A 25,753-nucleotide genomic window follows, 5' to 3' on the forward strand; every position below is an offset into this window, starting at 1 on the left:
CGTGCGGTCAGGGCCGGACGGACGCGCCGACACCACGGCCGCGCGGACGGCCGCGGTACGTCCGTACTACCGGGTGCCCGGCGGACCCTCGTAGCGGACGACGAGCACGGCGGCATCGTCATCGTGTCCGGTACGGTCCGCGACCCGGATCACCCGCGAGGCCAGGACGTCGGGCGCGACACCGCGTCCGGCGGCCACCAGCCCCGCCACCTCCGCCAGGCCCTCCTCGATCGGGTAGGCCGGTCCTTCCACCACGCCGTCGGTGAGCAGGACGAGGTAGCCGGGCTGCGTCAGACGTCGGTGAACCACGGGGTAGCTCTGGCCGGGCAGAATCCCCAGAGGGACCCCGCCGGCGTCCAGGGACACACCCGAATCGCCTGCGTCGGTGCCCCACACCATCGGGACATGGCCGGCCCGGGCGATACGGAGATCGCCGCTCTGCGGTACGAAACTCAGCAGGCAACAGGTGGTGAAGAGGTCGCAGCCGAGTGAGATCAGCAAGTCGTTGGCGCTGGTCAGCACCTTCCCGGGGTCGGCCGTGACACTGGCGAGGGCCCGCAGACTGGCCCGGGCCTCCCCCATGAAGGCGGCGGCCTCCACTCCGTGGCCCTGCACATCGCCGATGACGATCCCCGCCACCCCGTCCCTCATCGGGAAGGCGTCGTAGAAGTCACCGCCGACAGCCAGACCGTCCTGCGAGGGCGCGTACCGGGCCGCCAGTCGGGCGCCCGGAAAATCGGGCAGTTCGGAAGGGAGCATGTGCCGCTGCAGTGCCATGCCGAGCTCAGCCCGGGCCCGCTGGAGCCTGACGTTCTCCAATGCCTGATCGACAAGGCGCCCAAGGGTGAGGAGGAGTTCCTGGGTACTGTCCGGCGCTTTGCGGTGTCGGTACATGACATTCCTGAGGATTCCTTTCCCCCTGATCAAACCCTAGCCCGGTCGCCGCCACCTGGCGCGGACGACCGGCACCCGCCCGGCCGCGCCGGGTGTGATCCACACGCGCCGGCATGCGGCAGCGCCATCCGCATGCCGGGTGAGGCCGGCCCGGGCATCAGCTCGTCCACCCCGGAAGACGTCCGAGAGGGCCATGGGGCAACGCCGGTGATCCGAAGAAATCAGGCCTCCGTATACGGAGCCGTGCTCGCGCGCACGACCAGCCGGGTCGGCACCAGCGTCGTGCCGCCCTCGACGGCCTTGCCGCCCAGCTCCGCCAGGATGGCGTCGACGCACAACTCCCCCACCCGGGCGAAGTCCTGGTGGACCGTGGTCAGTGGCGGGATGAAGGAGGCGCTCTCGGTGATGTCGTCGAAGCCCACGACGCTCATGTCCTCGGGCACGCGCTTTCCGCGCTCATGGAGTGCCCTCAGCACGCCGAGTGCCATCTGGTCGTTCGCCACGAACACCGCGGTGCAGTCGGGCTCGTCGGCCAGCCGCAGGCCCGCCTCGTAGCCGGATGCGGGGGCCCAGTCGCCCCGCAGCAGGGGTGGCACCTCCCGGCCCTCCTCGCGCAGTGCCGCCTCCCAGGCGACCGCGCGGCGGCCCGCCGCGAACGACTCCTGGGGGCCTGCCAGGTGCCAGACCGTACGGTGCCCGAGTTCGAGGAGGTGGCGCACCGCCGTACGGGCGCCCTGGTGCTGGTCGGTGTCCACCACATGGAAGCGGTCACCGGCGTCCGAGTCCACGACGACGACCGTCACATGCGGCGGCAGGGTCAGCAACGCCGTGTCGAGCAGGTGTACTTCCATGATCAGGACGACCGCGTCGACCGCGAGTTCGTCGAGCCGCGTGAAGGCTCCTCTGACGTTGTCCTGGGTCGGGGCGTCGATCGGGATCAGCGTGACCGCGTACCCCGCGTGCGAGGCGAACTTCGCGATGGCTTCCAGGGTCCGCACGTTGCCGGTGCTGGACAGGCTCATGGTGATGACGCCGATGGTCCGGAAGTCGCCGCGCTTGAGGGCGCGGGCGGCGCTGTTGGGCCGGTAGCCGAGCTCCTTCATGGCGTCCAGCACCTTCTGCCGGGTCCGGTCGATGACGGCCGGGTCCCCGTTGGACACCCGGGAGACCGTCTGCGACGAGACGCCGGCGACCCGGGCTACGTCAGCCATCGACACCCGGGGCTGCCTGCCTTTCGTGGCGCGCCGGCCGCCCTTGTCCGCCGTCTCCGCGCGAGCGGCCGCGTCTTTCTCCGTCACCGGTCTTCCTTCCATCGACTCCCACCCCATGCTTGACGACCCCCACCGGGAGTGTCACCATCACGCTACCGATGATTACGTAAACATTTCTCATCGGGCACAGCCTGATCCGGCCGCTTCCGGCCCGAAGGCCCTCGTCCCTCCTCACAACGGACCGGTCGGTCACCGACACAAGGAACCAGCCATGACGCTCCTGCCGACTCCGGCGAAGGCACTACCACCACCACGCCTGCGAGCGCGCTTCCGCCTCCGCAGGCAGGCTCTCGTCGGGTGGGGGTTCGCCGGTCCGTTCGTCGCGGTCTTCGGCCTCGTCTTCCTTGCGCCGATCGGATACGCGCTGTACCTCAGCCTCTTCCGCGACCGGCTCATCGGCGGGAACTCCTTCGTCGGCATGGACAACTACCAGCAGGCGCTGACGGACCCTCAGTTCTGGGAGGGATTGGCCAGGGTCGGTCTGTTCCTGGCCGTGCAGGTGCCCATCATGCTGGGCATCGCGCTGCTGGTCGCGCTGGCCATCGACAGCGGGCGTCTGTACGGCAAGGCCTTCTTCCGTATATCGGTCTTCCTGCCCTACGCCGTACCCGCGGTCGTCGCGAGCCTGATGTGGGGCTTCATCTACGGCACCCGGTTCGGCCTGGTCGGCAACATCAACGACGCCTTCGGTGTCACCCTTCCCGACCCGCTCTCCCCCGCACTGGTGCTCGCCTCCATCGGCAACATCGTGACCTGGGAATTCGTCGGGTACAACATGCTGATCTTCTACTCGGCGCTCAAGGTCGTTCCGCGCTCCCTCTACGAAGCCGCCGCGATCGACGGCGCCGGCGAGTGGCGGGTCATCACCGCGGTCAAGCTGCCGGCGATCCGGGGCGCCCTGGTCATCGCGACGATCTTCTCGGTCATCGGCAGCTTCCAGCTCTTCAACGAGCCGAGCATCCTGCAGAAGCTCGCCCCGAACGCGATCACGAGCGACTTCACCCCCAACCTCTACACCTACTCGCTGTCCTTCTCCGGCCAGCAGCACAACTACGCGGCCACGGTGGCGATCGTGATGGGTGTCATCACCGCGATCATCGCCTACAGCGTCCAGCTGCGCGGAATGCGGAAGGGCTGAGCCATGACCACGAACCTTGCCGGAGTCGACACGAACGCCGCGGATCCCGCCGGGCCCGCGCGCACCTCCCGGGGGTCAGGCCGGCCGGCCCTGCGGCCCCGCCGCCGCCCCCACACCCCGCTCAACCCCCGCCCCAGCATCCCGCTGACCCTCCTGACCGGACTGGTCCTGCTCTACACACTGCTTCCGCTGGCCTGGCTGGTCATCAACTCGACCAAGGACCAGAAGGGCCTGCTCGAATCCTCGGGCCTGTGGTTCGGCGAGGACTTCACCCTCTGGGACAACATCTCCCGGACGCTGGCCTACGACGACGGTGTCTTCGTCCGCTGGCTGCTCAACACCCTTCTGTACGTCGCCGCGGGAGCGGGCGGCGCCACGATCCTCGCCGTCCTGGGCGGATACGCCCTGGCCAAGTACCGATTCCCGGGCCGCCGAGCCGTGTTCGCGGTCGTCATCGGCGCCGTGGCCGTGCCGGGCACGGCCCTCGCGGTACCCACGTTCCTGATGTTCAGCAGCATGGGCCTGACAAACACCCCGTGGGCCGTCATCATCCCGTCCCTGATCTCCCCGTTCGGGCTCTACCTGATGTGGGTGTTCGCCGCCGAGGCGGTACCCACGGAACTCCTCGAAGCGGCCCGCGTCGACGGCTCCGGCGAACTGCGCACCTTCTTCCGTATCGCCCTGCCGCTGCTGATGCCGGGAACGGTCACCGTGCTGCTCTTCTCCATGGTCGCTACCTGGAACAACTACTTCCTGCCACTGATCATGATCAAGGACCCGGACTGGTACCCGCTCACCCTCGGCCTCAACGCCTGGAACGCCCAGGCCCAGACGGCAGGCGGCGAGGCCGTCTTCGACCTCATCATCACCGGCTCCCTGCTGACGATCGTGCCGATCGTCGTGATCTTCCTCCTGCTCCAGCGGTACTGGCAGTCCGGCCTGGCCGCAGGCAGCGTCAAGGAGTGACTCCGCCCCCACGCGCGCCCTCCCCTCCCCCTTCCCCGAGCACCGAACCAGGAGCACCACGCATGAGGACACACAGCACTCGCCGGCTTCTCGCCGCAGTCGCCGCGGTCTGCGCCATCACCCTCGCCGCGACCGCCTGCGGCTCCTCTGATCCGGCCGAGGACGGCGGCGGCGCGAAGGACGTCGAGTCCGCGCTGGCGAAGGGGGGAAGGATAACGGTGTGGGCATGGGAACCCACGCTCAAGAAGGTGGTTGCCGACTTCGAGAAGAAGTACCCGAAGGTCGACGTCGAACTCGTCAACGCGGGCACCGGCGACAAGCAGTACACCGCTCTGCAGAACGCCATCGCCGCCGGCTCCGGCGCCCCCGACGTGGCGCAGATCGAGTACTACGCCCTCGGCCAGTTCGCGATCGGCAAGTCCGTGGAGGATCTCGCCGGCTACGGCGCCGCCGGACACGACAAGAAGTTCACCACCGGCCCCTGGAACGCCGTGAAGTACGACAAGGCCGTCTACGCCCTGCCCATGGACTCCGGCCCGATGGCGCTGTTCTACAACAAGAAGGTCTTCGACAAGCACCACATCGAGGTCCCCACCACGTGGGACGAGTACGTCGAGGCAGCGCGCACCCTGCACAAGGCCGACCCCAAGATGTTCATCACCAACGACACCGGCGACGCGGGCGCCACCACCAGCCTGATCTGGCAGGCGGGTGGCCGTCCGTACAAGACCGAGGGCGCCGACGTCACGGTCGACTTCAAGGACGCGGGCACCAAGACGTACACCAGCACCTGGCAGAAGCTGCTGGACGAGGACCTGGTCGCGCCGATCAGCTCCTGGAGCGACGAGTGGTACAAGGGTCTGGCCGACGGCAGCATCGCCACCCTGTCCATCGGTGCCTGGATGCCCGCCAACTTCACCTCGGGCGTCGCCTCCGCGTCCGGTGACTGGCGCGTGGCCCCGCTCCCCCAGTGGACGAAGGGCAGGACGGACAGCGCGGAGAACGGCGGCAGCTCCCTCGCCGTGCCGAAGGCAGCCAAGAACAAGGAACTGGCCTACGCCTTCACCGAGTACGCGACCACGGGCGCCGGCGCCACGGCCCGCGTCAGCGAAGGCGCCTTCCCCGCCACCCGGGCGGACCTGGAATCGAAGACCTTCCTGAACACCGCGTTCCCCTACTTCGGCGGCCAGCAGGCCAACAAGGTCTTCGCCGACTCGGCCCGCAACGTGGGCAGCGACTGGTCGTACCTGCCCTACCAGGTGTACGCGAACTCCGTCTTCAACGACACCGTGGGCAAGTCGTACGTCTCCTCGACCCCCCTGTCGCAGGGGCTGGAGGCCTGGGAGCGGTCCAGCATCAAGTACGGGACCGACCAGGGATTCAACGTCAACAAGTAGTCCGGGGAACGAGGCGGCGGCTGTGCGGGACGTCTTCCGCACAGCCGCCCTCGCCTGCTACGCGGCAGGGCTCCAGGCCTGGCTGAGCGGGGACTTGGGTTCCTGGGAGTGCCGATGAGCTGTGTGATGATGCACCGATGTCGACCGGCTCAGGGGAGAGACCGGGCAGGTGAGAAGGGGCGGGAGCACAGCGTGGGCAAGGGTGGGGCATCCATACCGGACGAGGAGTGGGAGCGCTTTCTGCGGGAGGCCGAGGCCGGGACGCCGGGCGCGCCCGAGGAACCGTCGGCGCGTGCCCGGATGGTGGCGCAGCGGCTGCGGGACGAGCCCGGCCGGCCGGAGGGCTGGCGAACTCACCAACCGGCGCGGCCGCGCGGGGGAAAGGGCTGGTACGCGGTCGGTCTGCTGGTCGTGGTCGTGCTGCTGGTCGTGGTGATGATTCCGGGCCGGGTTGCCGGGTGGTTCGGAGTCGGAGGCGGCGGGAGTACGCCGCTCGCCGCCGAGTCGGAACGTCCGGACCAGCCACCGGCGATGGAGGCAGCCCTGCCACCCACGTTGGAGGAGCCGTTCAGAGGATCACCGGCGGAGCGGTGGGGCGACGGGACGGCATCACTCGTCCTGCCTGCCGCACGGGCGACCGGCTGGATGAGCAAGGAGCAGGTCGCGCAGGCGCTCGACCGGACCCGGGACTTCCTTGCGGAGTCCAGCCTGGATCCTGGTGTGCTGCGCGGCGAGCGGCCGGCGAAGGCGATCGCGTTGATCAATCCGTACCAGCAGGATGTCACCGACTACCTGGCGACCGCGTTCCGCGCCCCGAGCCGGGAGAACGATCCTCTGAAGCTGTTCAGCCGTTTCGCGGATACGAAGACGCGGCTTGTCGGGGACGTGGTCAGGACCCGGGGACGGATCGTGTACCGGCAGGGTGAGCGCGGCGCCGTCGAGGTGTCCACCGACGTCACGTACGTCTATCCGGTCGTTCGTGCTGCCGCGGGAAGCGCCGAAGTCACCCGCACCGTCGTGCGCCGCGAGGTCGTCGTGAGCTGGGACGACCCGTCGAAGGTGAAGATCAAACCCGGGACGTTCTCCCTCGTCTCCTACAAGTCGGACACCACCAACGGCGGTTGCGACACCTTCACCGGCTACTTCGTCCCCGAGTTCAGCGCCGAACGCGCGGTGAAGGGCTCGGGAGACGGCCCCGAGGTCGACCCGTACGACCGCAGCACGTCGTTGGACGCGCGCCTCCGTGGGAGCGGCGAAGCGGGGTGCGGGGTCGCCTCACGGCTGTGAGCCCGGGCGGCCCGGGAACTTCCCCGGCATCTGAACACCGGAGCCCATCGGTCCGTACAACTGACGACGTCATGTATTCCGATGAAGGGAAAGCCGGCATGAGCGCATCGCAGGAGCGCCAGGTCCACTTCGGGCGCCGAACCGTCGTCGCGGCGGTGGGCGCAGCCGGGGTGGCCGCCGCACTCACCGCGTGCGGCGGCTCGAAGGACTCGAGCGGTTCGGACACGGTTCAGCCCGCCGGGGAGGGGGACGGCGCGAACGGGGGCGGCACGGTCCTCGCGAGTACCGCCGACATTCCTGAGGGCGGAGGAATGGTGTTCGCCGACCGGGGCGTCGTGGTGACGCAGCCCACGGCCGGTGAGTTCAAGGCCTTCTCCTCGAAGTGCACCCACCAGGGCTGCGCGGTGAAGGACATCTCGAACGGAACCATCAACTGCCCCTGTCACGGCAGCACTTTCGACGCGGCGACCGGCGACGTCACGAACGGTCCGGCGACGCAGCCGCTGCCTGCCAAGGAGATCAAGGTCGAGGGCGACTCGATCACGCTGGTGTAGCCGCCGACCGCGGGGCGCGCATGCGCGGATCATCGCGGGGGCAGCCGGAAAGGCACCCCCGCGATGGCCTCGGCCCGCACCACCCGGGTGGACTTCCGGAGGAGGAGCCCCGATGATTCCGGGCACCCGGTCGGACAGCAGGAAGGGCACCCCCTATGACCGTCACCCAGCGCCGCGGCCGTCGGATCATGATGACCGGAACGGAACGGGACACCTACCTCGGCGAGCAGCGCACCTGCCGGGTGGCCACCGTGTCCGCCGAGGGGATGCCCCACGTCGGGGCCCTGTGGTTCGTGTGGGACGGCACGTCGCTCTGGCTGTACTCGCTCACCCGGAGCCGGCGCTGGGCACAGCTGCGCCAGAACCCGAAGATCGCGGTGGTGGTGGACGACGGGGTGGAGTACGGAGACCTGCGCGGCGTGGAGCTGTCCGGCGAGGCGGAGGTCGTCGGCGAGGCACCCCGCACCGGCGAGGCGTGTGCCGAACTCGAGCTGCCGGAGCGGCTCTTCGCCTCGAAGTACTTCGGATTGGACACGCTTCCGCACGACGGACGGCACGCCTGGCTGCGGCTCACACCCGAGGCCGTCACCTCCTGGGACTTCCGCAAGCTGGCCGGCCTCTCCTGAGACCCGGCCCGCCCCACGAGGAGCGGTACCGGCTCAGAGTGCCCGGCCGGCGTCACGCAGGGCCGCGACGGCTGCCCGGATCGACGGACGCCGGTCCGCGTCCGTCCGCCACACCGCGTGGATGTGGCGTCGCATCTTCTGCCGCACGGGCACCATGCACACCCCCTCCGGCACCGGTCCGCGGCCGAGCCGGGGTGTCACACAGACACCGAATCCGGCCGCGATCAGCGCGAGTTGGGTGTGGTGCTCGCCTGCCAGGTGCGAGATGCGGGGCTCGACGCCCACGGACCTCAGGGTGAACATCAGCCAGTCGTGACAGAATTCGCCCTCCGGCCAGGACACCCACTCGTCGTCGGCGAAGTCCTCGAGGTCCACCTCCGTCCGGTCCGCGAGCGGATGCCCGGCCGGCATGGCGATGTCCGGTACGTCTTCCAGGAGTTCGGCCTTGGCCAGACCACCCGGCACCGGCAGGCGCTTGTTGCTCCAGTCGAGCACCACGGCCAGGTCCATGTCGCCCCGGAGGACGGCGCGAATGGCCCGCTCCGGTTCCAGCTCCACTGTGCGCACCTTGAGTTCGGGATGGTCCCGGCGCAGTGCGGTGAGTGCGGCAGGGAACAGCCCTCGTGCGGCGGTCGGAAAGGCGGCCAGCCTCACCTCACCCACCACCTCGCCGCGCTGCGCCTCGATGTCGGACTGGGCCAGCTCCACCTGCGACAGGATCCGTGCGGCATGGTCGGCGAGCAGCTGACCTGCATCGGTCAGCCGGACGCCCCGGCCGTTCTTGGCGAGGAGCTGCTGGCCCACCTCGCGTTCCAGCTTGGCCATCTGCTGGGAAACGGCCGACGTGGTGACGTGAAGACCCTCGGCAGCGCCGCTCACCGAGCCGTGCCGGGCGAGGGCATCCAGGGTGCGCAGACGCTCCAGATTCAACATGTAAGCAATGCTACGCGAACGGAGCCACTAAATCTCACTTGTCCTTAGCGGTTCCTGTTGTCATCGTTGACCTCATGAGCGCTCCTTCCGCGACGGCCACGGTGCCGTCCTCCAGCATCCCCCGGCCCAGCACCCCCTCCCCCGGCCGGCGTCGGGCCGTGGACTGGCGCATCCGGTTCGTGGCGCTCTCCCTCATCTGGGGCTTCAGCTTCCTGCTCATCAAGGTCGGCACCCACGGGTACGCCCCCTTCCAGGTCACCTTCGGCCGACTGCTGTTCGGTACGGCGGTGCTCGCCGTCGCCATCGCGGTGCGCCGCGAACGGCTGCCGCGCTCCGGCCGGACCTGGGGCCATCTCTTCGTTGCCGCATTCCTCCTCAACGCGCTGCCCTTCTCGCTCTTCGCCTACGCCGAGCTGACCATCCCGTCCACGCTCGCCGGGATCTGCAACGCCACCTCGCCCCTGTGGGGCATGGCTCTCTCGCTCGTCGCGCTCTCCGAGGACAGGCCGACCCGCCGCCGCGTCGCCGGACTCGGCCTCGGCTTCATCGGCGTGCTGACCGTCCTGGGCGCCTGGCAAGGCTTCTCCGGTCTGGACTTCGGAGGTACGGCAATGGCGCTGCTCGCCTCGCTCAGCTATCCGATCGGCTGGATCTACGTCCGCCGCACGCTGGCGGGCACCGGCTCCTCGGCGCTGGCGATGACCGGCAGCCAGCTCTTCCTCGGGACTCTGCAACTGGCCGTCGTCACACCGGTGTTCACCTCGCTCCCCGAGCGGTTCCCGCTGCTCCCGACGCTCTCCGTCATCGCTCTGGGAGCGCTCGGAACAGGGCTCGCGCTGCTCATCCAGTACGGTCTCGTCCAGGAAGTCGGCCCGACGACGGCCCAGATGGTCACCTACTTCATCCCGGTCATCGCCACCGCCGCCGGCGTGGCCGTGCTCGGCGAACAGCTGAACTGGAACACCCCGGTCGGCGCCCTGGTGGTCCTCGCGGGCGCCGCACTCACCCAGAGCAGGCCCCGTCCGTCCACCAGGCCCGAACGACTCCCGGGGCGCCGCCCGTTCAGCCGTAGCTGATGGGCGCGGCCGGCTGAACCGCGGCCGCCACTGCGTCCGCCAGGGGTGCGATGTCCGCCCCGGTCAGCGGTGACACGGTCAGTCGCACCCCCTGCGGCGCCACGTTCCGGAAGCGCGCCCCCGGCGCCACCGCCCAGCCCGCGTGCAGCAGTCTGGCCACGGCGCCGGTCTCGTCACCGACGGGGACCCAGACGTTCATCCCGCTCCGTCCGTGCGCCGGCACCCCGCGCTCCTCCAGTGCCAGGACGAGCGCGTCCCGGCGCTCTCCGTAGGCCCTGGCAACCGCGACGACGTCAACGGCGCCGGCCGTCCACAGGTGCACCACCGCACGCTGGAGCAGGGTGCTGACCCATCCCGGCCCCAGGCTCTGCCTGCCGGTCACACGGTCGACGGTCAGCGCGTCCCCGGTCAGCACGGCGACCCGCAGATCCGGTCCGTACGCCTTCGCGACCGACCGCACGAAGGCCCAGCGGTCCGTGGCTCCCACCAGCGGGTGCAGCGGCAGGTCGACGATGGCGTGACCGTGGTCGTCCTCGATCAGGAGTGCCCCCGGGTACTGCGCGAGAACGGACCGCAGCTCCTTCGCGCGACCGGCCCCCACGGCAGCCCCCGTCGGGTTCTGCGCCCGGCCTGTCACGATCAGCGCCTTGACCCCCGCTCTCAGCGCACGCTCCACATCGCCGGGCAGCGGACCCTCGTCGTCCACGGCGATGGGCGCGACACGCAGCCCGAGGGCCGGGACGAGATCCAGCAGGCTGCCCCACCCGGGGTCCTCGACGGCGACCGCGTCACCGGGCTTGAGATGGGCGGACAGCACACGTTCGATCGCGTCGAGGGATCCCGAGGTGACCGCCACCGGGCCCGCGGGAACGCCGTCGGCCTCCAGTTCCGCCCGGACGAACGCCTCGAGTTCGGGGATCACGAGAGCATCCCCGTACAGCCCGGGTTTCAGCGCGTTCGCCCGCGCGGCCACCGCCAGCGCCTCGCCGAGGTCGGGCAGCAGGGCCGGATCCGGATTGCCGGACCCCAGGTCCCGTACACCCGGAGGCGCGTCGATCCGGAGCGAGCCGCGGGAGGTGCTCGCAGGGCGTTGCCGCACTCTGCTGCCCCTGCGCCCCGCGGTCTCGATCACTCCGCGCTCACGGAGCGTCCGGTAGGCGGCGGCCACCGTATTCGGATTGACCCCCAATGCCGACGCCAACTCCCGCATGGGCGGCAGCACATGGCCGGGGGCGAGGTCACCCGAACCCACACCGCGCTCCACGCTCGCGGCAATGTCCGATGCGCGCCGCCCACTGATCCGATACTCTCCTAGCACAAACATGATTATGCACTAGTGCAATGGAGAGCGCAATGCCGGACACCGCAACGCCCGACAGCACCGGCCAGGACGTCGCAGCCCCGTACGAGCCGACCGAGCGCACGGTCCCGAGCCGGTCCAGGGAACGCGCTTCGTACGACCGGGAGGTCGTCCACTCGATACTCGACGAGGCCTACCTCTGCCATCTCGGATTCGTCCGCGACGGAGCACCGGTCGTGCTCCCGACCCTCTTCGGCAGGGTCGGCGAGCGGCTGTACGTGCACGGCTCGACCGGATCCCGGCCGCTGCGCACGGCGGGCGCGTCGGATCCGGGCCTCGCGGTCTGTCTGACGGTCACGCTCGTCGACGGCCTGGTGCTGGCACGGTCCGCGTTCCACCACTCGATGAACTACCGCTCCGTGGTGGTGCACGGCGTCGCCCGCACCGTGACCGACCCCGAGGAACGGCGCGTGGCACTCGACGCCATCGTCGATCAGGTCGTTCCCGGCAGGTCGCTGGACTCCCGGCCGGCCGACGCCAAGGAGCTCGCCGCCACGGCGGTCATCCGGCTGGACCTCGACGAGGTCTCCGCCAAGGTCCGCACCGGAGGGCCGAACGACGACGAGGCGGACCTCGCGCTGCCCTACTGGGCGGGTGTGGTGCCGCTGGCCCACGGCTACGCCGCACCGGTTCCGTCCGACGACCTCGACCCCGCCGTGCCCGTGCCGGACTACCTGAACGCTCTCTGACACACCTCCGCGTGCCGGGCCCGTCACGGGGGACGGGCCCGGCACGCGGTCACCCACGGGATCAGGTGGGCAGGGCCTCCCGGCGCCTGCGGACTGCGGCAGCCGCGCCGCGCGCCTCGTCGAGTGCCAGGCCGGCCACCGCACCGAGGAGAAGCAGCGTGCCGATGACCGTGGCTGCGGTGAGCTGCTCCCGCAGGACGGTCACCGCGATGAAGGCCGCGCTCACCGGCTCCAGGAGCATGATCACGGACACGGTCGCCGACCGGACCACGGCGGCGCCCGCGAAGTAGAGCGCATAGGCGAGCGCGGTCGGCACAGCTGCCACGTAGACCATCAGCCACAGCACCTGCCCGGTGGCAGCGGTGTGCGGCACGAGCCCCTCGGCCAGCGCCGCAGGCAGCAGGCCGACCGCGCCGATGCCGAACGCCCACGCACTGGTGGACAGTGAGTCGCCGGACGCGCCCTGGCGTCCCAGCCACCGGGTCAGCAGCGTGATCGCCGCATAGCCGGCGGCGGAGAGCAGGGCCAGCAGCACCCCGGCGGGCCGCACTTCGGCAGCCTCACCGCCGAGCACGAGCACGGCGAGCCCGGCCAGCGCACCGGCGACGGCGACGAATCCGCCCCGGCCCAGCCGCTCCCCCATCAACAGCCGTGCGCCGACGGCGATGAGGACAGGACCCGCCCCCAGAGTGACGACGGTTCCGACCGCGAGACCGGTCGCTTCGACCGCCGCGAAGTAGGCGCTCTGGAACACGGTGAGGCCGACGCCGGTCCCCAGGATGCGCAGCACCCGGTGACGGCGGGACTCACGCGGGGCGCGCGGGCGACGGGGCCGCAGCACCAGCACACCCGCCAGGAGTACGAGACCGCCTGCGCACCGCCAGAACGACAGGGCGAGCGGGCCGAGATCGCTGACCCGGAAGAGCAGGGACGCGGCCGCGCCCGCGGTACCCCAGGCGATACCGGCGACAACGAGATAGAGGAGGCTCCGCCCGACGGGCAGGCCGGAAACAGGGTGGGACACGTGACTTCTCCGGAGGAAGAGGGAGTGGTGGTCGCTCGGCTCCGCACGCGGGCAGCGACGAACCGCTCGGGAACTGCCCGAGCCCGGTCTTCGTCAGGAGTGGCCGCGCGCGCTAGGCGACAGGCGGCGGAAGTACGGTCAGGTGCATGATCGCCACCCTACGGCGAGGTCCGGTGCCCGGACAACTCACCCTCCGCGACAGCGGGGTCGCCGCTGCCCGCCCCGTCCGAGCCCTGCGCTCCGGCGCCGGATGCCACCGGCCCGGACGGCGGCCTGGGCGCCGTGGACTGCGCGATGAAGGCCCCGATCAGCACCACACCGCCGCCGACGAGCTGGGGCGCGGAGAGGTGCTCGCCGAGGAGCACCCAGGCCAGCACGGTCGCGATGACCGCCTCCAGGCAGGCGACAACACCGGCGACCTGCGGTGAGAGCAGCCGCACCGACACCACACCGGTGACATAGGCGAGCACGGTCGCGAGCAGCACGATCCAGCCCAGCAGCAGCCACGCGGGAACGGCGTTCCCGTTCATCTCGGCGCTCCCGCCCAGGGCCGCCCAGTTCATCCCCCAGGGCCTGGCAACGACGGTGAGCACCGCTGCCCCGACCAGCAGTCCGTACGCGATCACGCCGAACGGATGCGGCGGACCGGCTTCGCCGGCGCCCTTGCTTCCCGGGTCCGGGCTGCCCTGATCGGACAGGACGAAGTAGCCCACCTGGCAGCACGCCGCTCCGAGCGCGAGCAGCAGGCCCACGGCGTCGAAGCTCAGCCCGGCCCACACCTCGACGACACAGGCGAGTCCGCCGACCGCCAGGACCACCCCGGCCGCGGCGGCCCGGGTGACGGGCCTGCGCTGCACGAATCGCACCCAGCCGAGAACCAGCGCGGGCGCCAGATACTCGACGAGGAGAGCGACACCGACAGGGATCCGGGAGATCGCGGCGAAGTAGAAGGCCTGTACGCCCGCGACGGCGAAGAGCCCGAAACCGGCCAGCAGGGCCGGTCGTTCACGCACCAGGTTCCGGTGCCGCCAGGCGACGGGCAGCATGATGAGCGCGGCGCCAGCCACCCGCAGCCACACCACGTGCAACGGGTCGAGCCCCGCTTCGATCAGCGGCTTGGCCGCCACCCCTGAACCACCGAATGCGAGCGCCGAGGCCAGGGCCAGGCCCAGACCGGCGCTTCTCCCCTGAGACGCGTGCATCGGCACATCATGGCAGCCCGCGTCAGCAGCGTCACCCTCGTCACGCCTGTCGGAGGAGTGTCCATGATCACCCCTGCCGGGAATCCTCGGCCAGCCGGTCCGCCGTACGCCCGGCAAGCCACGCGACCTCCACGCCTGCCCGCTCCAGCACCTCGACGGCACGGCACTCCGGGTCCCCGACCAGTGCGGCGAGAATGTCGAGTCCACCGGCGCAGGACTCCCCGCGCAGAACCGCGCCCCGCTCCGCCCGGTCCATCGCCGCGACGGCAGAGGGTGACCACCCGTCGGCCCCCGCCTGGTCCACCGCCGCCGGAGCACCCGAGTGCTCCAGCGTCCCCTGCCAGCGGAGCCCGTAGCCGATGCTGCGCTGCACGAGATAGCCCAGGACCCTGGCCAGCTGCGGTCCACCGTCGAAAACCCCACGGACCTCGGGGTCGGATTCGATGAGCGAATGCAGCAGATGAGCTGTGTCTATGTGGCGGTCGCCGTCACGCAGGGCCCGCCTGCGCGCACCTGTCACCACCGACGCCAGTTCAGCGGTGAATCCGGCGTGGTGCGGTGCGGGCTGTTCGGGTATCCATGGTGTCCGGTTGTGCACACAACCCACCCCATCAGTCCCGGAACGCGGTGGCATCCCCGGTACGGCCCATCTGCACATCCCACCGAGGGCGGGCACCGGAGGAGTTCCTCATCCTTGCGGATGAGATCCCGCTGCCACGGGACACCGATCCGCCGAAAGAGCGCGCGCCGCCTTGCGCCGCGCTCCCGGCGCAACCGGCGACGCGCTGGATACGTCCCTCAGGCCACACCGATCTGACGACGCCGGTGGGAGGAGGGGTCCTTTCGTGTCCTGGCTGGTCGCTCTGCCGGCCGTCGACGGACGGCAGTACGTCTACCGCGTCCACGCACCTGCCGACGCACTGCCCGCCGACCTCTTCTGGGCGGCGTTCCACTGCCACGACGACGGCCCGCACCCCCGTGCTTCGGACCGGTTCGACGCGGCGGCGATCTGGCGGACGGGGCCGGCGGAACTCATCACCCGGCCGTGACGCGGGCTCCCGCACACGACGGACGCCGCAAGGTCCCCGCGGAACAGGGACCTTGCGGCGTACGGTCGCACACCCCACGGGTCAGTGGTCGTCGTCGGCAAGGATCAGGTAGAGCTTCTTACGGGCATCGTTGATCACCGTGAGCGCCTTCTGGCGCTGATCGGCGGAGCCGGTCTTCCAGACCTGCCCGAACGCCTCCATCAGGCCGAACCCGGCCTGGCGGATCTCGTTCACACCCTCCCAGTCGACGCCGCGCCCGACTTCCTCCCACGGCGCCTCGGGACCGGTCTCGGCCTCGGTGCGGCCTGCCTCGGTGAGCGTGAACAGCTTCTTGCCGCCCTCGCTCGCGCTGACGATCAGGCCCTCGTCCTCCAGCAGTTGAAGGGTGGGGTAGACGGAGCCGGGGCTGGGCCGCCAGGCCCCTCCGCTGCGCTCGCCGATCTCCTGGATCATCTCGTAACCGTGCATCGAACGGTCCTTGAGCAGCGCCAGGATCGACGCACGCACATCACCGCGCCGCGCCCTTCCCCTGCCGCCGCCCCGGCCGCGTCCGCCACCGCCGAACGGGCCGCCGCCGAAGGGACCGCCACCGAAGGGCGGGCCGAACGACCCGAAGGCTGCCCGCCTCCCCTCGTAGTCGCCCCGACCTTGATGACCGGGCCCGCAGTGCCCATGTCCGTGCTCATGCTCGTGTCCATGTGAACGCATCGCTACGCTCCTTCCATCGTTGATCTGTCGCGATATTTAAACGATATATCGGAACCGATCGCTTGACAACCCACGAGCGATGTCTCGCCGGACGCCGACAGCGAGGGCGTCGGGGAGGTGGCCGTGAGCGAGCCAGTGAAGTCCGGGCCGTCCGGGGGCATGCACCGGAGGTGCGGGGGGTCTCGTCGGCGGGGTCGGACAACTGCGATCGCCGGCCCGATTTGGGGGCGAGCCCTTCGAACGTGCCTCTCCAGTCCGGAAGTTCATCGCGCCCAAGGGGCAGAACCATTTACATAAATCATGAATATACAACTGCTATGCTTCGAGCATGAGTCGTCACGACACCGCTCCGGGCGCGTCCGCCGCCATCGGGGCAGCCCTCTACGGCCTGGCCACCAGGGCCGCGAGACGCCTGCCCCGGGACATGAGCCTGACGTCCGCCGCCACTCTCGCCACCCTGGACCGGACCGGACCGCGGCGCATCACCGATCTGGCCGCGGTCGAGGGCGTCACCCAGCCCGCGATGACCACCCTGGTCCGGGTGATGGAGGAGTCCGGCCTGGTCGAGCGGCGGGGCGACGCGTCCGACAAGCGGGTCACGCTGGTGTGCCTGACCGAGGCCGGCGCCTCCTACGTCCGGACGCGGCGCCAGGCGGGCGTCCACGCGTTCGAGCGGTTGATCGGCGACCTCACCGGCGACGAGGTCGAGGCGCTGGTGGCGGCCCTTCCGGCGTTGAAGCATCTGACAGAGCTCGAGAGCCAGGACCGCGAACGGCCGAAGCAGTGACCGGGCAGCCGGTCGACGGGGTCGCGGGGAAGGCGTTCCCGGTGGCGCGTTCCGAGGCACGGCTGCTGGTCCCCGCCCTGACGTTCATCGCTCTGGTCGTGGCGGCGGTCGCCAGCCTCGGGACGCCGCTCATCACCAGCGTGGCGACCTCGTTCCACGTCTCGCTCGGCAGCGCGCAGTGGACGCTGACCGTCGCGCTGCTCAGCGGCGCCGTCGCCACGCCGGTCCTGGGCCGGCTCGGAGCCGGCCCGCACCGGCGGGCCACGATCCTCGCCACGCTGGCGGTCGTCGTCGCGGGCAGCGCGCTCACCGTGCTGCCGCTGCCGTTCGCGTGGCTGCTGGCCGGCAGGGCGGCCCAGGGCGTCGGGCTCGGGCTGACGGCGCTGATGATGGGCGTGGCCCGGGACCACCTCCCCGAGGAGCGCAGCGCGGCCGTGATCGCCCTGATCTCGGTGGTCTCGATCATCGGGGCCGGCGTCGGCTACCCGCTGGCCGCACTGCTCGCCGAGCTCGGCGGGGTACGGGCCGCCTACGGCCTCGGCCTGGTCGTCACCGCCGCCGCACTCCTGACCGCGTGGCGCTCCATGCCCGAAGCCCCCGAAGGCCGCTCCGCCCACGTGAACGTGGCAGGCGCGGTCGTCCTGGCCGCTGCGCTGCTCCTGGTGCTGTTCCTCGCCGGCGAACGGAATCTGTGGAGCCGGCACTCCGCCGTGGCGGCGGGCCTCGCCGTCGTCGCGGTGGTGCTGCTCTGCGTCTGGGCCGTCATCGAGCTGCGCAGCACGACGCCCCTGGTCGATGTGCGGGCGGTGCGGCACCCGGCGGTCGCCGGGGCGAACCTCGCCATGTTCGTCGGCGGGATCGGCATGTACCTCCTGCTCACGCTCATCACCCGGTACGCGCAGACGCCGCACGGCGCCGGCTACGGATTCGGGCTGACGACCTTCGTCGCCGGGCTGGTCCTCATCCCGTTCTCGGTGCTGGGGTTCGTCGCCGGCAAGCTCACGCCGCGGGTCCGGACGCGGATCGCCGACCCCCTGCTCCTGGCCGGCAGCGCCGTCGTGGTCGGCGGCGGGTTCGCCCTGTTCGCGGCGGCCCGGTCGGACCTGGCCGAACTGTTCGCGGCGATGGGCGTGCTCGGCTTCGGCGTCGGCGGCTTCTCGGCCGCGATGCCCGGCGTCATCCTGGCCGTCACCCCCACGAGCGAGACGTCGAGCGCCATGAGCTTCAACTACGTCGTCCGCAGCGTCGGGTACTCCCTGGGCAGCGCCATCGGCGGCCTGATCCTCGCCGCGGGCACCGGCCCCGGCCACCTCTTCCCCGACGACAGCGCCTACACCACCGCGGCGCTGGTCGGCATCGGCGCCATGGCGATCGCGACGCTGACAAGCCTCGCTCTCGCCCGCCGACGCTCGTCCGAGACCAACCCGTAAGTCAGATGCACTCATCCCGACACTGGAGGTTCCATGCCCAAGGGCTACTGGGTCAGCGCGTACCGCACCATTTCAGACCCTGAGAAACTGGCTGCCTACAACAAGCTGGCCGGTCCGGCCGTCGAGGCCGGGGGCGGTCGGATCCTCGCCCGTGGCAGCCGGGTCGTGGCGCATGACGCCGGAATCGCCGAGCGCACCGTCCTGATCGAGTTCGACAGCTTCGAGCAGGCCGTCGCGGCGCACGATAGTGCGGCCTACCAGGAGGCGCTGGTCGCTCTCTCCGACGGCGTCGAGCGCGACTTCCGCATCGTCGAAGGCATCGACTGACCGAGGTCCGGTCGGATCTTCAATGAAGATCCACCATCTTGGTTCTCGCTGGTGCGGCTGCCGGTGTGGCGGGTTCGTGGGTGCTCGTGCTGACCGTGGGCGGCCGGGGCGCCGTGCCCCGGCCGCCGGCAGGGCGACAACCTCTTCGGTCCAGCGGCGGATCGTCGTGGCCGCGATGCCGTTACCGCCGGCCAGGTCGACGGCGCGCTGGTCATGGCGCAGCACGGCCAGGACGATCACGACGATCCGGCCCGCCGGCAGGACCGGTCCAGCGTAAGAACCGCACCGGCCACCACGAGCCGGAACAGCCCACGAACCACCCTGACGAACGATCTACACCCAAGCCACCCGCACACGACCGGCTTCGTGGGAAGCATTCATGCGCGCAGGCTGCCGCCGGCCACTGACACCGGACAGCGGCGGGGCGGACCACATCGAGGGCAGCCGGCCGAACTTCGGTGTCCCACGCTCAAGGTCTGATGGCGCAGGACAACATCGGTCGGTTCGTTGATCCCCAGCTGGACGGCGCAGAACCGGACCGGACAAAGCAGGGCCGCCAACCGGCAATTGGCCTTGGACCGTGCGTACCGGCCCGCCTACCGTCACCGTCATGAGGATCCGCATCGTCGACGCGTTCACCGACCGCCCCTTCGCCGGCAACCCCGCCGGGGTCCTGATCCTGGAACCCGGCCCCTTCCCCGATCCCGGCCGGCTCCAGCAGATCGCCGCCGAGGTCAACCTCTCCGAGACGGCGTTCGCCCACCCCCTGCCGCCCGGCGGCGACGCCGACTGGGCGCTGCGCTGGTTCACCCCGGCCACCGAGGTCGACATGTGCGGGCACGCCACACTCGCCACCGCGCACGTCCTGCACACCACGGGAACGGCGAGCGGGACGGTACGTTTCTCGACCCGCTGCGGAGTCCTGCGCGCCACCTCCCACCCGGACGGCACTCTCACGCTGGACTTCCCGACGGCTCCGCTGACGCCCGTCACCGCCCCGCCCGGCCTGGCGAAGGCTCTGGGCGCCGATCCCGTCTCCGTCCACGACACGGGACCGCACGTCGGCGACCTGCTGATCGAGCTCGCCGACGAGACCGCCGTCCGCAAGCTGTCGCCGGACTTCGCCGGACTGGTCGCCCACTCCCGGCGCGGCATCATCGCCACGGCCGCGGCCGCGGACCCTTCGCGCGGCTACGACTTCGTGTCGCGCGGCTTCTTCCCCGGTGTCGGCATCGACGAGGATCCGGTGACCGGCAGCGCCCACACCGCCCTGGCCCCGTTCTGGTCGGCACGCCTCGGGCGCGAGGACCTCACCGGCCTGCAGGCCTCCGCCCGCTCCGGCCTGGTCCGCACCTCACTGCGCGGAGACCGCACCCTGCTGACCGGCAGTGCCGTCACCGTCATCGACGGGGAACTGCTGGCCTCACTCTGACGCCGGCCGGGGTGCACGACTCGTGCACCCCGGCCCCGTCGTCTTTTCACGGCGTCGGCAGCCAGCCCACCTTCCCGGCGAGCAGCGCGTATCCCACGAACGCCCCGATGTCGAGAAGGGCATGCGCGACCACCAGCGGACCGACGCGGCCCCAGCGCCGGTACAGCAGCACGAAGACGACGCCCATGACCATGTTCCCGATGAAGCCGCCGATCCCCTGGTACAGGTGGTACGAGCCGCGCAGTACGGAGCTCGCCATCAGGGCGGCCATCGGCGTCCAGCCCAACTGCCCCAGCCTGCGCAGCAGATAGCCGACGACGATGACTTCCTCCAGAACGGAGTTCTGGATCGCGGAGAGAATCAGGACGGGGAACTTCCACCACACGTCGGGCAGTGACTCGGGCACCACCGTCAGGTTGAATCCGCCTGCCCGGGCCACCAGGTAGAACGCCAGCCCCGCACTGCCGATCCCCGCCGCGACCAAGGTGCCGCGCCCGAGGTCGAACCAGGGCCTGGTCCGGTCGAAACCGAGGACGCGCAGACCGGCGCCCTCGCGGGTCAGGAAGTGGGCCACCAGTACGACGGGCACCAGAGCCGTTGCGATTCCGAACAATTGCCAGGCAAGATCCAGCCACGGCCGCCCGGGGGCGTACGAACCGTTCAGCGTCGCTGCCTGATCCTTCAAACCCCCCGGTTTCGTCAACGATCCAACAAAACTGATCAGGGCAGACACCCCGCTGGCCCCCAGCGAGAGGGCCAGCACCAGCACCGTCTCCGACCGCAGGATCCGCCGCGATACGGCCTCTTGAGGAGTGAATTCAGCCACGCGCCCCGCCTCCACCAGTACACCTGCCTTCAGTTCTGCAATCGCATCTCATGCCGCCCACTGTCCCGCTAAGGTCTCGAATGCAGGTACGAAGATCATGCGTGACAGGCCGGGGGACAATCGCCATTGCCGATGGTGCGGTCCCCCTTTTTCCTTGTTCATCCTCAAGGAGGCACCATCGACATGGAACGTCATAGCTTGCCCGACGGCCACCGGGCGCAGGGTCACCGGGACACCCTTCCCCCGCGCCACCGTCGCTCCGTCGCCATCGCCACGGTGCTCGTGCTCGCTGTGGCAGCAGGAACAGCGGTCGCGGCAGAAGGCGGCCTGCTGTCGTTCTCGGACTCCTGCAAGGACTCGGCGGTGGACCTGACCGTGGTCGCCTCCCCGGACATCGCGCCTGCCGTCCGGACCGTCGCGGCCAGGGCGAGCAAGGAACCGGCACGATCCGACGGCCAGTGCCTCCATGTCACCGTCGTCGCCCGCGATTCCTACGAAGTCGCCAACGCGCTCGCCACAGGATCGGGGGATCCCGGCTACCAGGTCTGGCTGCCGGACTCCGACCTCTGGCTGGACCGCGCGAAGGGCACGGGCAACGGCATTCCGGTCGCCCCGGGCGACTCCGTGGCCACCTCCCCCGTGACCGTCGGCATGGTGCCGTCCGCGTCCAAGGCACTGGGCTGGCCCGAGAAGACCTACTCCTGGGCCGAGTTGGCTGCTTCGGCCACGGGATCGGACAAGGTCCGTCTGGGAGTTGCCGATCCCACACGCAGCGCCACCGGCCTGCTCGCTCTCAGCAGCATCGGAGCATCGCCCGGCGGGCAGGGCGGGGACCATGACACCGAGGTCGCCGCCACGGCCAAGGCCCTGGCGCAGCGGATGTCCGCCGGCGATGCGCAGGTGCTCGAGACACTGGCGCAGGACTTCTCAGGAATCGAGGGCGGGAATCCGGAGCACAATCAGGCGGTTCTGGTCTCCGAGCAGGCGGCGTTCACCCACAACGCGAGCTCTCCGAGTACCGGCAGGCTCGACCTCTTCTACCCCGCGGACGGCACCCCGCTCCTCAACTATCCGTACGCCCTGGTCAACAGCGCCGAGCTGACCGGCGACGAGAGCAGAGCCGCCCTCCGGTTCATGAGGCTGCTCGACGACGACGGAGCCCACACCGTCCTGGAGAAGAACGGCTTCCGCACCACTGACGGCACCACCGAGCCTGCGATGGTCGAGTCCGCGGGCGGCAGAACTCCTCAGCCGTTCGCCACCCCTGCCGCCGTTCCTCCCTCCGCGGACGTGCTCCAGGAGACCCTCGGCCTGTGGACGATCACGGTGCAGAGCGCCCGGCTGACCACGGTCGTCGACGCCTCCGGCTCCATGGCCGGTACGGTGCCGGGGCGCGACCGGTCACGGATGGACGTCACCAAGGCCTCGTTGATCCAGGCGCTGGGACAGTTCACGCCCGACGACGAGATCGGTCTGTGGGTGTTCGCGACGACCCTCGACGGGGACAAGGACTACCGCCAGGTGATGCCCACCCGGAGGCTCGGCGACCCTGCGAAGGGCGGCGGGACGCACCGGGAGAAGCTCTCGGCGGCCTTCAAGGCGCTGGAGCCCGTTCCGAACGGCGCGACAGGTCTCTACGACACCACGCTGGCCTCGTACAAGGAGGCGCAGGCGACGTACGTGAAGGGCAAGTTCAATGCCCTGGTGCTCCTCACCGACGGTTCGAACCAGGACGACTTCGGCATCTCCAGGAGCGCCCTGATCGACCAGCTGGAAAAGGTCTCGGACCCGGAGAGGCCGGTTCCGATCATCGCGATCGCGGTGGGCCCGGACGCCGACCGCGCGGAGGTGACGGAGATCGCCGAGGTCACCGGCGGAGGTGGCTACGAGGTCAGCGACCCCGCCGAGATCCAGAGGGTCATCCTGCAGGCCATCATGACGGCCGGGCAGAGCGGTCGCGGAGCCCAGGAGTAGCCTCCACCGGGCGCGCCGGGCGCCCGGGAAGAGCCTCCCCCGGTGCCCGGCAGCCCCCGCCCGGCCGGAGTTCCGCAGTCTCCCCTCAGGGGGCGGGGAAGCCGACCGGCCAGGTGTGCACCGGCTCGCCCGCCTGCATCAGCTCCCCGTAGCGCCGGGTGGTGGCAGCCAGCGCGGCCTCGCGTTCGAGGCCTGCCTCCAGCGCCCGGTGGTACGTGTCGACCTGCCAGGAGGCCCCGTTCACCCGGAGCCTGCAGCGCTCCTCGATGACGCCGAGATAGCGGTCGCGGTCCGCGGGTTCGATGTTCCAGGCGTCGAGCCCCGCGGCGGCGAGGGGCAGCAGTTCGTCCCGCACCAGCTGGACCGCGGGCACCTTCGCGACACCGCCCGAGCGGCCCGGGCGGGGCCAGAGCAGCTCCGCGTCGATTCCGTGGCGGCAGGCGGCGTCGAAGTTCTCGGCGGCCGCCTCGAAGGGCAGCCGTGTCCACACCGGCCGGGACTCGTCGGCCAGCGCGCGCACCAGGCCGTAGTAGAAGGCGGCGTTGGCGATCACATCGGTGACCGTCGGGCCGGCGGGCAGGACCCTGTTCTCCACCCTGAGGTGGGGGATGCCGTCGGCGAGGCCGTATACCGGCCGGTTCCATCGGTAGACCGTGCCGTTGTGCAGTACGAGCTCGGCCAGCGTGGGAACGCCGCCCTCGTCGAGCACACGCAGGGGTTCCTCGTCGTCGCAGATCGGCAGCAGCGGCGGGAAGTAGCGCAGATTCTCCTCGAAGAGTTCGTGGGCGGAGCTGATCCAGCGCTCCCCGAACCAGGTCCTCGGACGGACGCCCTGATTCGTCAGCTCGGGTGGCCGCACGTCTGTGGCCTGCAGGAACAGTGGTGGCCTCGACTCCCGCCAGAGCTCCTTGCCGAACAGGAAGGGGGCGTTCGCCCCGAGTGCGATCTGGACGGACGCGATGGCCTGGGCGGCGTTCCACACGTCCGCGAAACGGGCCGGCGTCACCTGCAGGTGGAGCTGGACCGAGGTGCACGCCGACTCGGGCGCAATGGAGGCGGAGGTGGCGACCAGGCGTTCGACGCCCTCGATATCGAGGGCGAAATCCTCGCCGCGCGCCGCGGCCATTTGATCGTTGAGAAGCGTGTAGCGGTCCACGTCCGACAGATTGGCCGAGACCACGTCGTGGCGGCCGAGAGTCGGCAGGATTCCGATCATCATGATCCCGGCATCGACCTCGGCGGCCTTCCTGTGGGCATATGCAAGTCCGGTACGGAGCTCCTCGGCGAGCTGATCGAAAACCCGTCCGCTCAGCCGGTGCGGAAGGATATTTACTTCCAGGTTGAACATCCCGAGTTCGGTCTGGAAATCCCGGCTGGCGATCCGCTGGAGCACCTCCGCATTCCGCATCCTCGGCATACCGTCGGAGCCCGCCAGATTGAGTTCGATCTCCAGACCCATGAGATTTCTGGGACGATCGAACCTCTCCTCCGACAGGAGCCTCTCCAGCCCCTCCAGGCACTGGGAGAGCTTTTTCCGGTACGCCTGCCGATCGGACAGGTCAAAGGCGCCCGCCACGACCTTCTCGCCCATCGAAGGGTCCCTCCTCGAGTGGGCGGCCCGCGGCCCAGGCCGCTCGCATCACGATCGATAATGCCCAGACGGGGTGATCTATAACGCCCCGATGTCCACGGGTACCCGCTAGTCTGGCGACAGAAGCCGGGGGCACATTCCTTCGGCATGCGGCCATTGCACAGTCGCTGCTGGATGCGTGGTAGAAACACCGATGGGTTTCAGCCTACCGCTGTGTCGGAAGAAAACCTGGCAGGGGGCGTCCGGGGCCTGCCGAACCAACACGAACTCCGCATTTCAAAGGCTCGATCCCACCTTGCGTGCAATATGTGGGACAGCTAGACGAAACACCGTGTGAACACTTGTCGTATAAACTCTGCGAACGAGGCAGAGAGTTGACGCACCGGCCCGTCCGCCCGTCACCGGCCTTCCTCTGGCCCCGCACGCCGACAGCGCCGTCTGCACACCCGCCCACGCATCACCGTGTCTCCAAGTGAGAGGCGACCCACTATGCCGCTGCATGTTTCTCCGGCCCCAGCGCCCGCACTGCGCAGCGTTCTCGCGGCACTCGGTTCTCCCACCGCAGTCCGCGAGGCCCACACGCCCGCTCTCCGGTCCGTCCAGGGATCGCTGAGCCCCGAACTGCCCCTTCCGGTCCACGTACTCGACCGGATCGTCCCGGACGACTCCACGCCCCGCACCCGCCTGGCCGGCTGGCGCTTCCTGATCCGCAGCGGCGAGCGCGCCGTGGCCGCCGCGGACACCATGCTCACCGCCGACGGCTGGACCTTCTCCCACTTCTTCGAGGGGCCGTACATCGTCTCGACCGAACTCGCCGTACGGCAGGCGGATTCGGCGGCAGCGCACTACCAGCCGCGCCTGCTGTCCGTGCCGGAGCTCTACATGCTCACCCTGTGGCTGCACGCAGACACCGAAGCAGATGCCGGGGGAGGCACGCTCGCCCCGACGGATGTGCTGGTGCCCCTCGCGCCCGCGCCTCCCGGAATCACGGCCCACCGACCGCACCGCGTCTCCGATCTGCTTCCGGTCATGACGATGCGTGTCACCCCGGCTCCGCTTCCCGGCCTGCCCGGTCTCCTCGGGTCCCCTGCCTGATCCTCGAACGCCATGCGCCCCCGCCGTGCACCACGGCGGGGGCGCATCCGTACCCGTCCGGACTAGCCCCTTCAGGCCACCCCGAACCACCCGAAGGGACAGTGCAGTTGCGTTGAA

The 25,753-nt window shown here is 70.1% G+C and carries 25 protein-coding genes; 15 read left to right on the forward strand and 10 right to left on the reverse strand.

Going from position 1 to position 25,753, the window contains the following annotated elements:
- Window positions 1-66 precede the first annotated feature (66 nt).
- Both ACFQ6X_RS05085 and ACFQ6X_RS05090 read right to left on the reverse strand, forming a co-directional pair.
- A complete protein-coding gene (locus ACFQ6X_RS05085; RefSeq protein WP_383176067.1) occupies window positions 67-894 on the reverse strand; it encodes a PP2C family protein-serine/threonine phosphatase in 828 nt (275 codons plus the stop codon).
- A 221-nt stretch (window positions 895-1,115) separates the two neighbouring features.
- The gene (locus tag ACFQ6X_RS05090) at window positions 1,116-2,105 is read right to left on the reverse strand and encodes a LacI family DNA-binding transcriptional regulator (protein WP_383176181.1); all 990 of its coding nucleotides are present in this window, start codon (window positions 2,103-2,105) and stop codon (window positions 1,116-1,118) included.
- A 271-nt stretch (window positions 2,106-2,376) separates the two neighbouring features.
- Here ACFQ6X_RS05090 and ACFQ6X_RS05095 point away from each other — a divergent pair, with 271 nt between their 5' ends.
- The 6 genes from ACFQ6X_RS05095 (at window position 2,377) to ACFQ6X_RS05120 (ending at window position 8,133) form a co-directional block, all read left to right on the forward strand.
- Window positions 2,377-3,303 carry a carbohydrate ABC transporter permease gene (locus tag ACFQ6X_RS05095; RefSeq protein ID WP_383176070.1) on the forward strand — a complete coding sequence of 309 codons (927 nt, stop codon included), beginning with the start codon at window positions 2,377-2,379 and terminating at the stop codon, window positions 3,301-3,303.
- Between the two features lie 3 nt (window positions 3,304-3,306).
- Complete coding sequence (locus ACFQ6X_RS05100) at window positions 3,307-4,269, forward strand: carbohydrate ABC transporter permease (protein WP_383176073.1); 963 nt, start codon at window positions 3,307-3,309, stop codon at window positions 4,267-4,269.
- A 62-nt stretch (window positions 4,270-4,331) separates the two neighbouring features.
- On the forward strand, window positions 4,332-5,666 hold the full coding sequence (locus ACFQ6X_RS05105) for an ABC transporter substrate-binding protein (protein ID WP_383176076.1): 1,335 nt from the start codon (window positions 4,332-4,334) through the stop codon (window positions 5,664-5,666).
- 192 nt (window positions 5,667-5,858) lie between these two features.
- Window positions 5,859-6,953, forward strand: coding sequence for a hypothetical protein (locus ACFQ6X_RS05110; RefSeq protein ID WP_383176079.1), 1,095 nt, complete (start codon window positions 5,859-5,861; stop codon window positions 6,951-6,953).
- Between the two features lie 98 nt (window positions 6,954-7,051).
- On the forward strand, window positions 7,052-7,507 hold the full coding sequence (locus ACFQ6X_RS05115; RefSeq protein WP_383176082.1) for a Rieske (2Fe-2S) protein: 456 nt from the start codon (window positions 7,052-7,054) through the stop codon (window positions 7,505-7,507).
- 155 nt (window positions 7,508-7,662) lie between these two features.
- Window positions 7,663-8,133 (forward strand): pyridoxamine 5'-phosphate oxidase family protein, encoded by a 471-nt coding sequence (locus ACFQ6X_RS05120; RefSeq protein ID WP_383176085.1) that lies wholly within the window; start codon window positions 7,663-7,665, stop codon window positions 8,131-8,133.
- 33 nt (window positions 8,134-8,166) lie between these two features.
- Here the strand turns inward: ACFQ6X_RS05120 and ACFQ6X_RS05125 are convergent, their stop codons facing one another.
- Window positions 8,167-9,066, reverse strand: a complete 900-nt coding sequence (locus tag ACFQ6X_RS05125; protein WP_383176088.1) for a LysR family transcriptional regulator — start codon at window positions 9,064-9,066, stop codon at window positions 8,167-8,169.
- Window positions 9,067-9,140: 74 nt separating this feature from the next.
- Here ACFQ6X_RS05125 and ACFQ6X_RS05130 point away from each other — a divergent pair, with 74 nt between their 5' ends.
- A complete protein-coding gene (locus tag ACFQ6X_RS05130) occupies window positions 9,141-10,142 on the forward strand; it encodes a DMT family transporter (RefSeq protein WP_383176091.1) in 1,002 nt (333 codons plus the stop codon).
- On the opposite strand, the gene ACFQ6X_RS05135 is transcribed toward ACFQ6X_RS05130, so the two are convergent.
- Entirely contained in the window at window positions 10,129-11,460 is a 1,332-nt protein-coding gene (locus ACFQ6X_RS05135; protein WP_383176094.1) for an aminotransferase class I/II-fold pyridoxal phosphate-dependent enzyme, read from the reverse strand. The two genes, ACFQ6X_RS05130 and ACFQ6X_RS05135, sit on opposite strands and share 14 nt — an antisense overlap.
- A gap of 35 nt (window positions 11,461-11,495) precedes the next feature.
- Between ACFQ6X_RS05135 and ACFQ6X_RS05140 the strand changes: the two genes are divergently transcribed.
- Window positions 11,496-12,191: a pyridoxamine 5'-phosphate oxidase family protein gene (locus tag ACFQ6X_RS05140; protein WP_383176097.1), complete on the forward strand. Its 696-nt coding sequence runs from the start codon at window positions 11,496-11,498 to the stop codon at window positions 12,189-12,191.
- Window positions 12,192-12,252: 61 nt separating this feature from the next.
- Here ACFQ6X_RS05140 and ACFQ6X_RS05145 read toward each other — a convergent pair whose 3' ends face one another.
- The 3 genes from ACFQ6X_RS05145 to ACFQ6X_RS05155 all read right to left on the reverse strand — a co-directional run bounded on the left by ACFQ6X_RS05145 (window position 12,253) and on the right by ACFQ6X_RS05155 (window position 15,015).
- Window positions 12,253-13,215, reverse strand: coding sequence for a DMT family transporter (locus ACFQ6X_RS05145; RefSeq protein WP_383176100.1), 963 nt, complete (start codon window positions 13,213-13,215; stop codon window positions 12,253-12,255).
- A 158-nt stretch (window positions 13,216-13,373) separates the two neighbouring features.
- Window positions 13,374-14,417: a DMT family transporter gene (locus tag ACFQ6X_RS05150; RefSeq protein WP_383176103.1), complete on the reverse strand. Its 1,044-nt coding sequence runs from the start codon at window positions 14,415-14,417 to the stop codon at window positions 13,374-13,376.
- A 67-nt stretch (window positions 14,418-14,484) separates the two neighbouring features.
- Window positions 14,485-15,015: a Clp protease N-terminal domain-containing protein gene (locus ACFQ6X_RS05155; protein ID WP_383176106.1), complete on the reverse strand. Its 531-nt coding sequence runs from the start codon at window positions 15,013-15,015 to the stop codon at window positions 14,485-14,487.
- Window positions 15,016-15,262: 247 nt separating this feature from the next.
- Here ACFQ6X_RS05155 and ACFQ6X_RS05160 point away from each other — a divergent pair, with 247 nt between their 5' ends.
- The gene (locus ACFQ6X_RS05160; RefSeq protein ID WP_329213150.1) at window positions 15,263-15,466 is read left to right on the forward strand and encodes a hypothetical protein; all 204 of its coding nucleotides are present in this window, start codon (window positions 15,263-15,265) and stop codon (window positions 15,464-15,466) included.
- An 81-nt stretch (window positions 15,467-15,547) separates the two neighbouring features.
- Here the strand turns inward: ACFQ6X_RS05160 and ACFQ6X_RS05165 are convergent, their stop codons facing one another.
- A complete protein-coding gene (locus ACFQ6X_RS05165; protein ID WP_329213148.1) occupies window positions 15,548-16,174 on the reverse strand; it encodes a PadR family transcriptional regulator in 627 nt (208 codons plus the stop codon).
- 424 nt (window positions 16,175-16,598) lie between these two features.
- Here ACFQ6X_RS05165 and ACFQ6X_RS05170 point away from each other — a divergent pair, with 424 nt between their 5' ends.
- The 4 genes from ACFQ6X_RS05170 to ACFQ6X_RS05185 all read left to right on the forward strand — a co-directional run bounded on the left by ACFQ6X_RS05170 (window position 16,599) and on the right by ACFQ6X_RS05185 (window position 20,150).
- Window positions 16,599-16,961: a MarR family winged helix-turn-helix transcriptional regulator gene (locus ACFQ6X_RS05170; RefSeq protein ID WP_383176184.1), complete on the forward strand. Its 363-nt coding sequence runs from the start codon at window positions 16,599-16,601 to the stop codon at window positions 16,959-16,961.
- Window positions 16,958-18,391 (forward strand): MFS transporter, encoded by a 1,434-nt coding sequence (locus ACFQ6X_RS05175; RefSeq protein WP_383176111.1) that lies wholly within the window; start codon window positions 16,958-16,960, stop codon window positions 18,389-18,391. Before ACFQ6X_RS05170 ends, ACFQ6X_RS05175 begins: the two co-directional genes overlap by 4 nt.
- Window positions 18,392-18,424: 33 nt before the next feature.
- The gene (locus tag ACFQ6X_RS05180) at window positions 18,425-18,718 is read left to right on the forward strand and encodes a DUF1330 domain-containing protein (RefSeq protein ID WP_383176114.1); all 294 of its coding nucleotides are present in this window, start codon (window positions 18,425-18,427) and stop codon (window positions 18,716-18,718) included.
- A 610-nt stretch (window positions 18,719-19,328) separates the two neighbouring features.
- Entirely contained in the window at window positions 19,329-20,150 is an 822-nt protein-coding gene (locus ACFQ6X_RS05185) for a PhzF family phenazine biosynthesis protein (protein ID WP_383176117.1), read from the forward strand.
- A 46-nt stretch (window positions 20,151-20,196) separates the two neighbouring features.
- On the opposite strand, the gene ACFQ6X_RS05190 is transcribed toward ACFQ6X_RS05185, so the two are convergent.
- Window positions 20,197-20,976 (reverse strand): CPBP family intramembrane glutamic endopeptidase, encoded by a 780-nt coding sequence (locus ACFQ6X_RS05190; protein ID WP_383176120.1) that lies wholly within the window; start codon window positions 20,974-20,976, stop codon window positions 20,197-20,199.
- Between the two features lie 183 nt (window positions 20,977-21,159).
- Between ACFQ6X_RS05190 and ACFQ6X_RS05195 the strand changes: the two genes are divergently transcribed.
- Entirely contained in the window at window positions 21,160-22,950 is a 1,791-nt protein-coding gene (locus ACFQ6X_RS05195; RefSeq protein WP_383176123.1) for a substrate-binding and VWA domain-containing protein, read from the forward strand.
- An 85-nt stretch (window positions 22,951-23,035) separates the two neighbouring features.
- On the opposite strand, the gene ACFQ6X_RS05200 is transcribed toward ACFQ6X_RS05195, so the two are convergent.
- Window positions 23,036-24,541 carry a glutamate--cysteine ligase gene (locus ACFQ6X_RS05200; RefSeq protein ID WP_383176126.1) on the reverse strand — a complete coding sequence of 502 codons (1,506 nt, stop codon included), beginning with the start codon at window positions 24,539-24,541 and terminating at the stop codon, window positions 23,036-23,038.
- 489 nt (window positions 24,542-25,030) lie between these two features.
- On the opposite strand from ACFQ6X_RS05200, the gene ACFQ6X_RS05205 reads away from it, so the two are divergent.
- Window positions 25,031-25,636 (forward strand): hypothetical protein, encoded by a 606-nt coding sequence (locus tag ACFQ6X_RS05205; protein WP_329213139.1) that lies wholly within the window; start codon window positions 25,031-25,033, stop codon window positions 25,634-25,636.
- Window positions 25,637-25,753: the final 117 nt, after the last annotated feature.

It is taken from the genome of Streptomyces sp. NPDC056452 (genome assembly GCF_042796085.1).
Lineage (GTDB): Bacteria > Actinomycetota > Actinomycetes > Streptomycetales > Streptomycetaceae > Streptomyces.

Coding starts and splice junctions, on each gene's coding strand:
- ACFQ6X_RS05085 (WP_383176067.1), bottom strand. CDS start 894: ATGTACCGACACCGCAAAGCGCCGGACAGTACCCAGGAACTCCTCCTC.
- ACFQ6X_RS05090 (WP_383176181.1), bottom strand. CDS start 2,105: ATGGCTGACGTAGCCCGGGTCGCCGGCGTCTCGTCGCAGACGGTCTCC.
- ACFQ6X_RS05095 (WP_383176070.1), top strand. CDS start 2,377: ATGACGCTCCTGCCGACTCCGGCGAAGGCACTACCACCACCACGCCTG.
- ACFQ6X_RS05100 (WP_383176073.1), top strand. CDS start 3,307: ATGACCACGAACCTTGCCGGAGTCGACACGAACGCCGCGGATCCCGCC.
- ACFQ6X_RS05105 (WP_383176076.1), top strand. CDS start 4,332: ATGAGGACACACAGCACTCGCCGGCTTCTCGCCGCAGTCGCCGCGGTC.
- ACFQ6X_RS05115 (WP_383176082.1), top strand. CDS start 7,052: ATGAGCGCATCGCAGGAGCGCCAGGTCCACTTCGGGCGCCGAACCGTC.
- ACFQ6X_RS05120 (WP_383176085.1), top strand. CDS start 7,663: ATGACCGTCACCCAGCGCCGCGGCCGTCGGATCATGATGACCGGAACG.
- ACFQ6X_RS05125 (WP_383176088.1), bottom strand. CDS start 9,066: ATGTTGAATCTGGAGCGTCTGCGCACCCTGGATGCCCTCGCCCGGCAC.
- ACFQ6X_RS05130 (WP_383176091.1), top strand. CDS start 9,141: ATGAGCGCTCCTTCCGCGACGGCCACGGTGCCGTCCTCCAGCATCCCC.
- ACFQ6X_RS05140 (WP_383176097.1), top strand. CDS start 11,496: ATGCCGGACACCGCAACGCCCGACAGCACCGGCCAGGACGTCGCAGCC.
- ACFQ6X_RS05150 (WP_383176103.1), bottom strand. CDS start 14,417: ATGCACGCGTCTCAGGGGAGAAGCGCCGGTCTGGGCCTGGCCCTGGCC.
- ACFQ6X_RS05165 (WP_329213148.1), bottom strand. CDS start 16,174: ATGCGTTCACATGGACACGAGCATGAGCACGGACATGGGCACTGCGGG.
- ACFQ6X_RS05170 (WP_383176184.1), top strand. CDS start 16,599: ATGAGCCTGACGTCCGCCGCCACTCTCGCCACCCTGGACCGGACCGGA.
- ACFQ6X_RS05180 (WP_383176114.1), top strand. CDS start 18,425: ATGCCCAAGGGCTACTGGGTCAGCGCGTACCGCACCATTTCAGACCCT.
- ACFQ6X_RS05185 (WP_383176117.1), top strand. CDS start 19,329: ATGAGGATCCGCATCGTCGACGCGTTCACCGACCGCCCCTTCGCCGGC.
- ACFQ6X_RS05195 (WP_383176123.1), top strand. CDS start 21,160: ATGGAACGTCATAGCTTGCCCGACGGCCACCGGGCGCAGGGTCACCGG.
- ACFQ6X_RS05200 (WP_383176126.1), bottom strand. CDS start 24,541: ATGGGCGAGAAGGTCGTGGCGGGCGCCTTTGACCTGTCCGATCGGCAG.
- ACFQ6X_RS05205 (WP_329213139.1), top strand. CDS start 25,031: ATGCCGCTGCATGTTTCTCCGGCCCCAGCGCCCGCACTGCGCAGCGTT.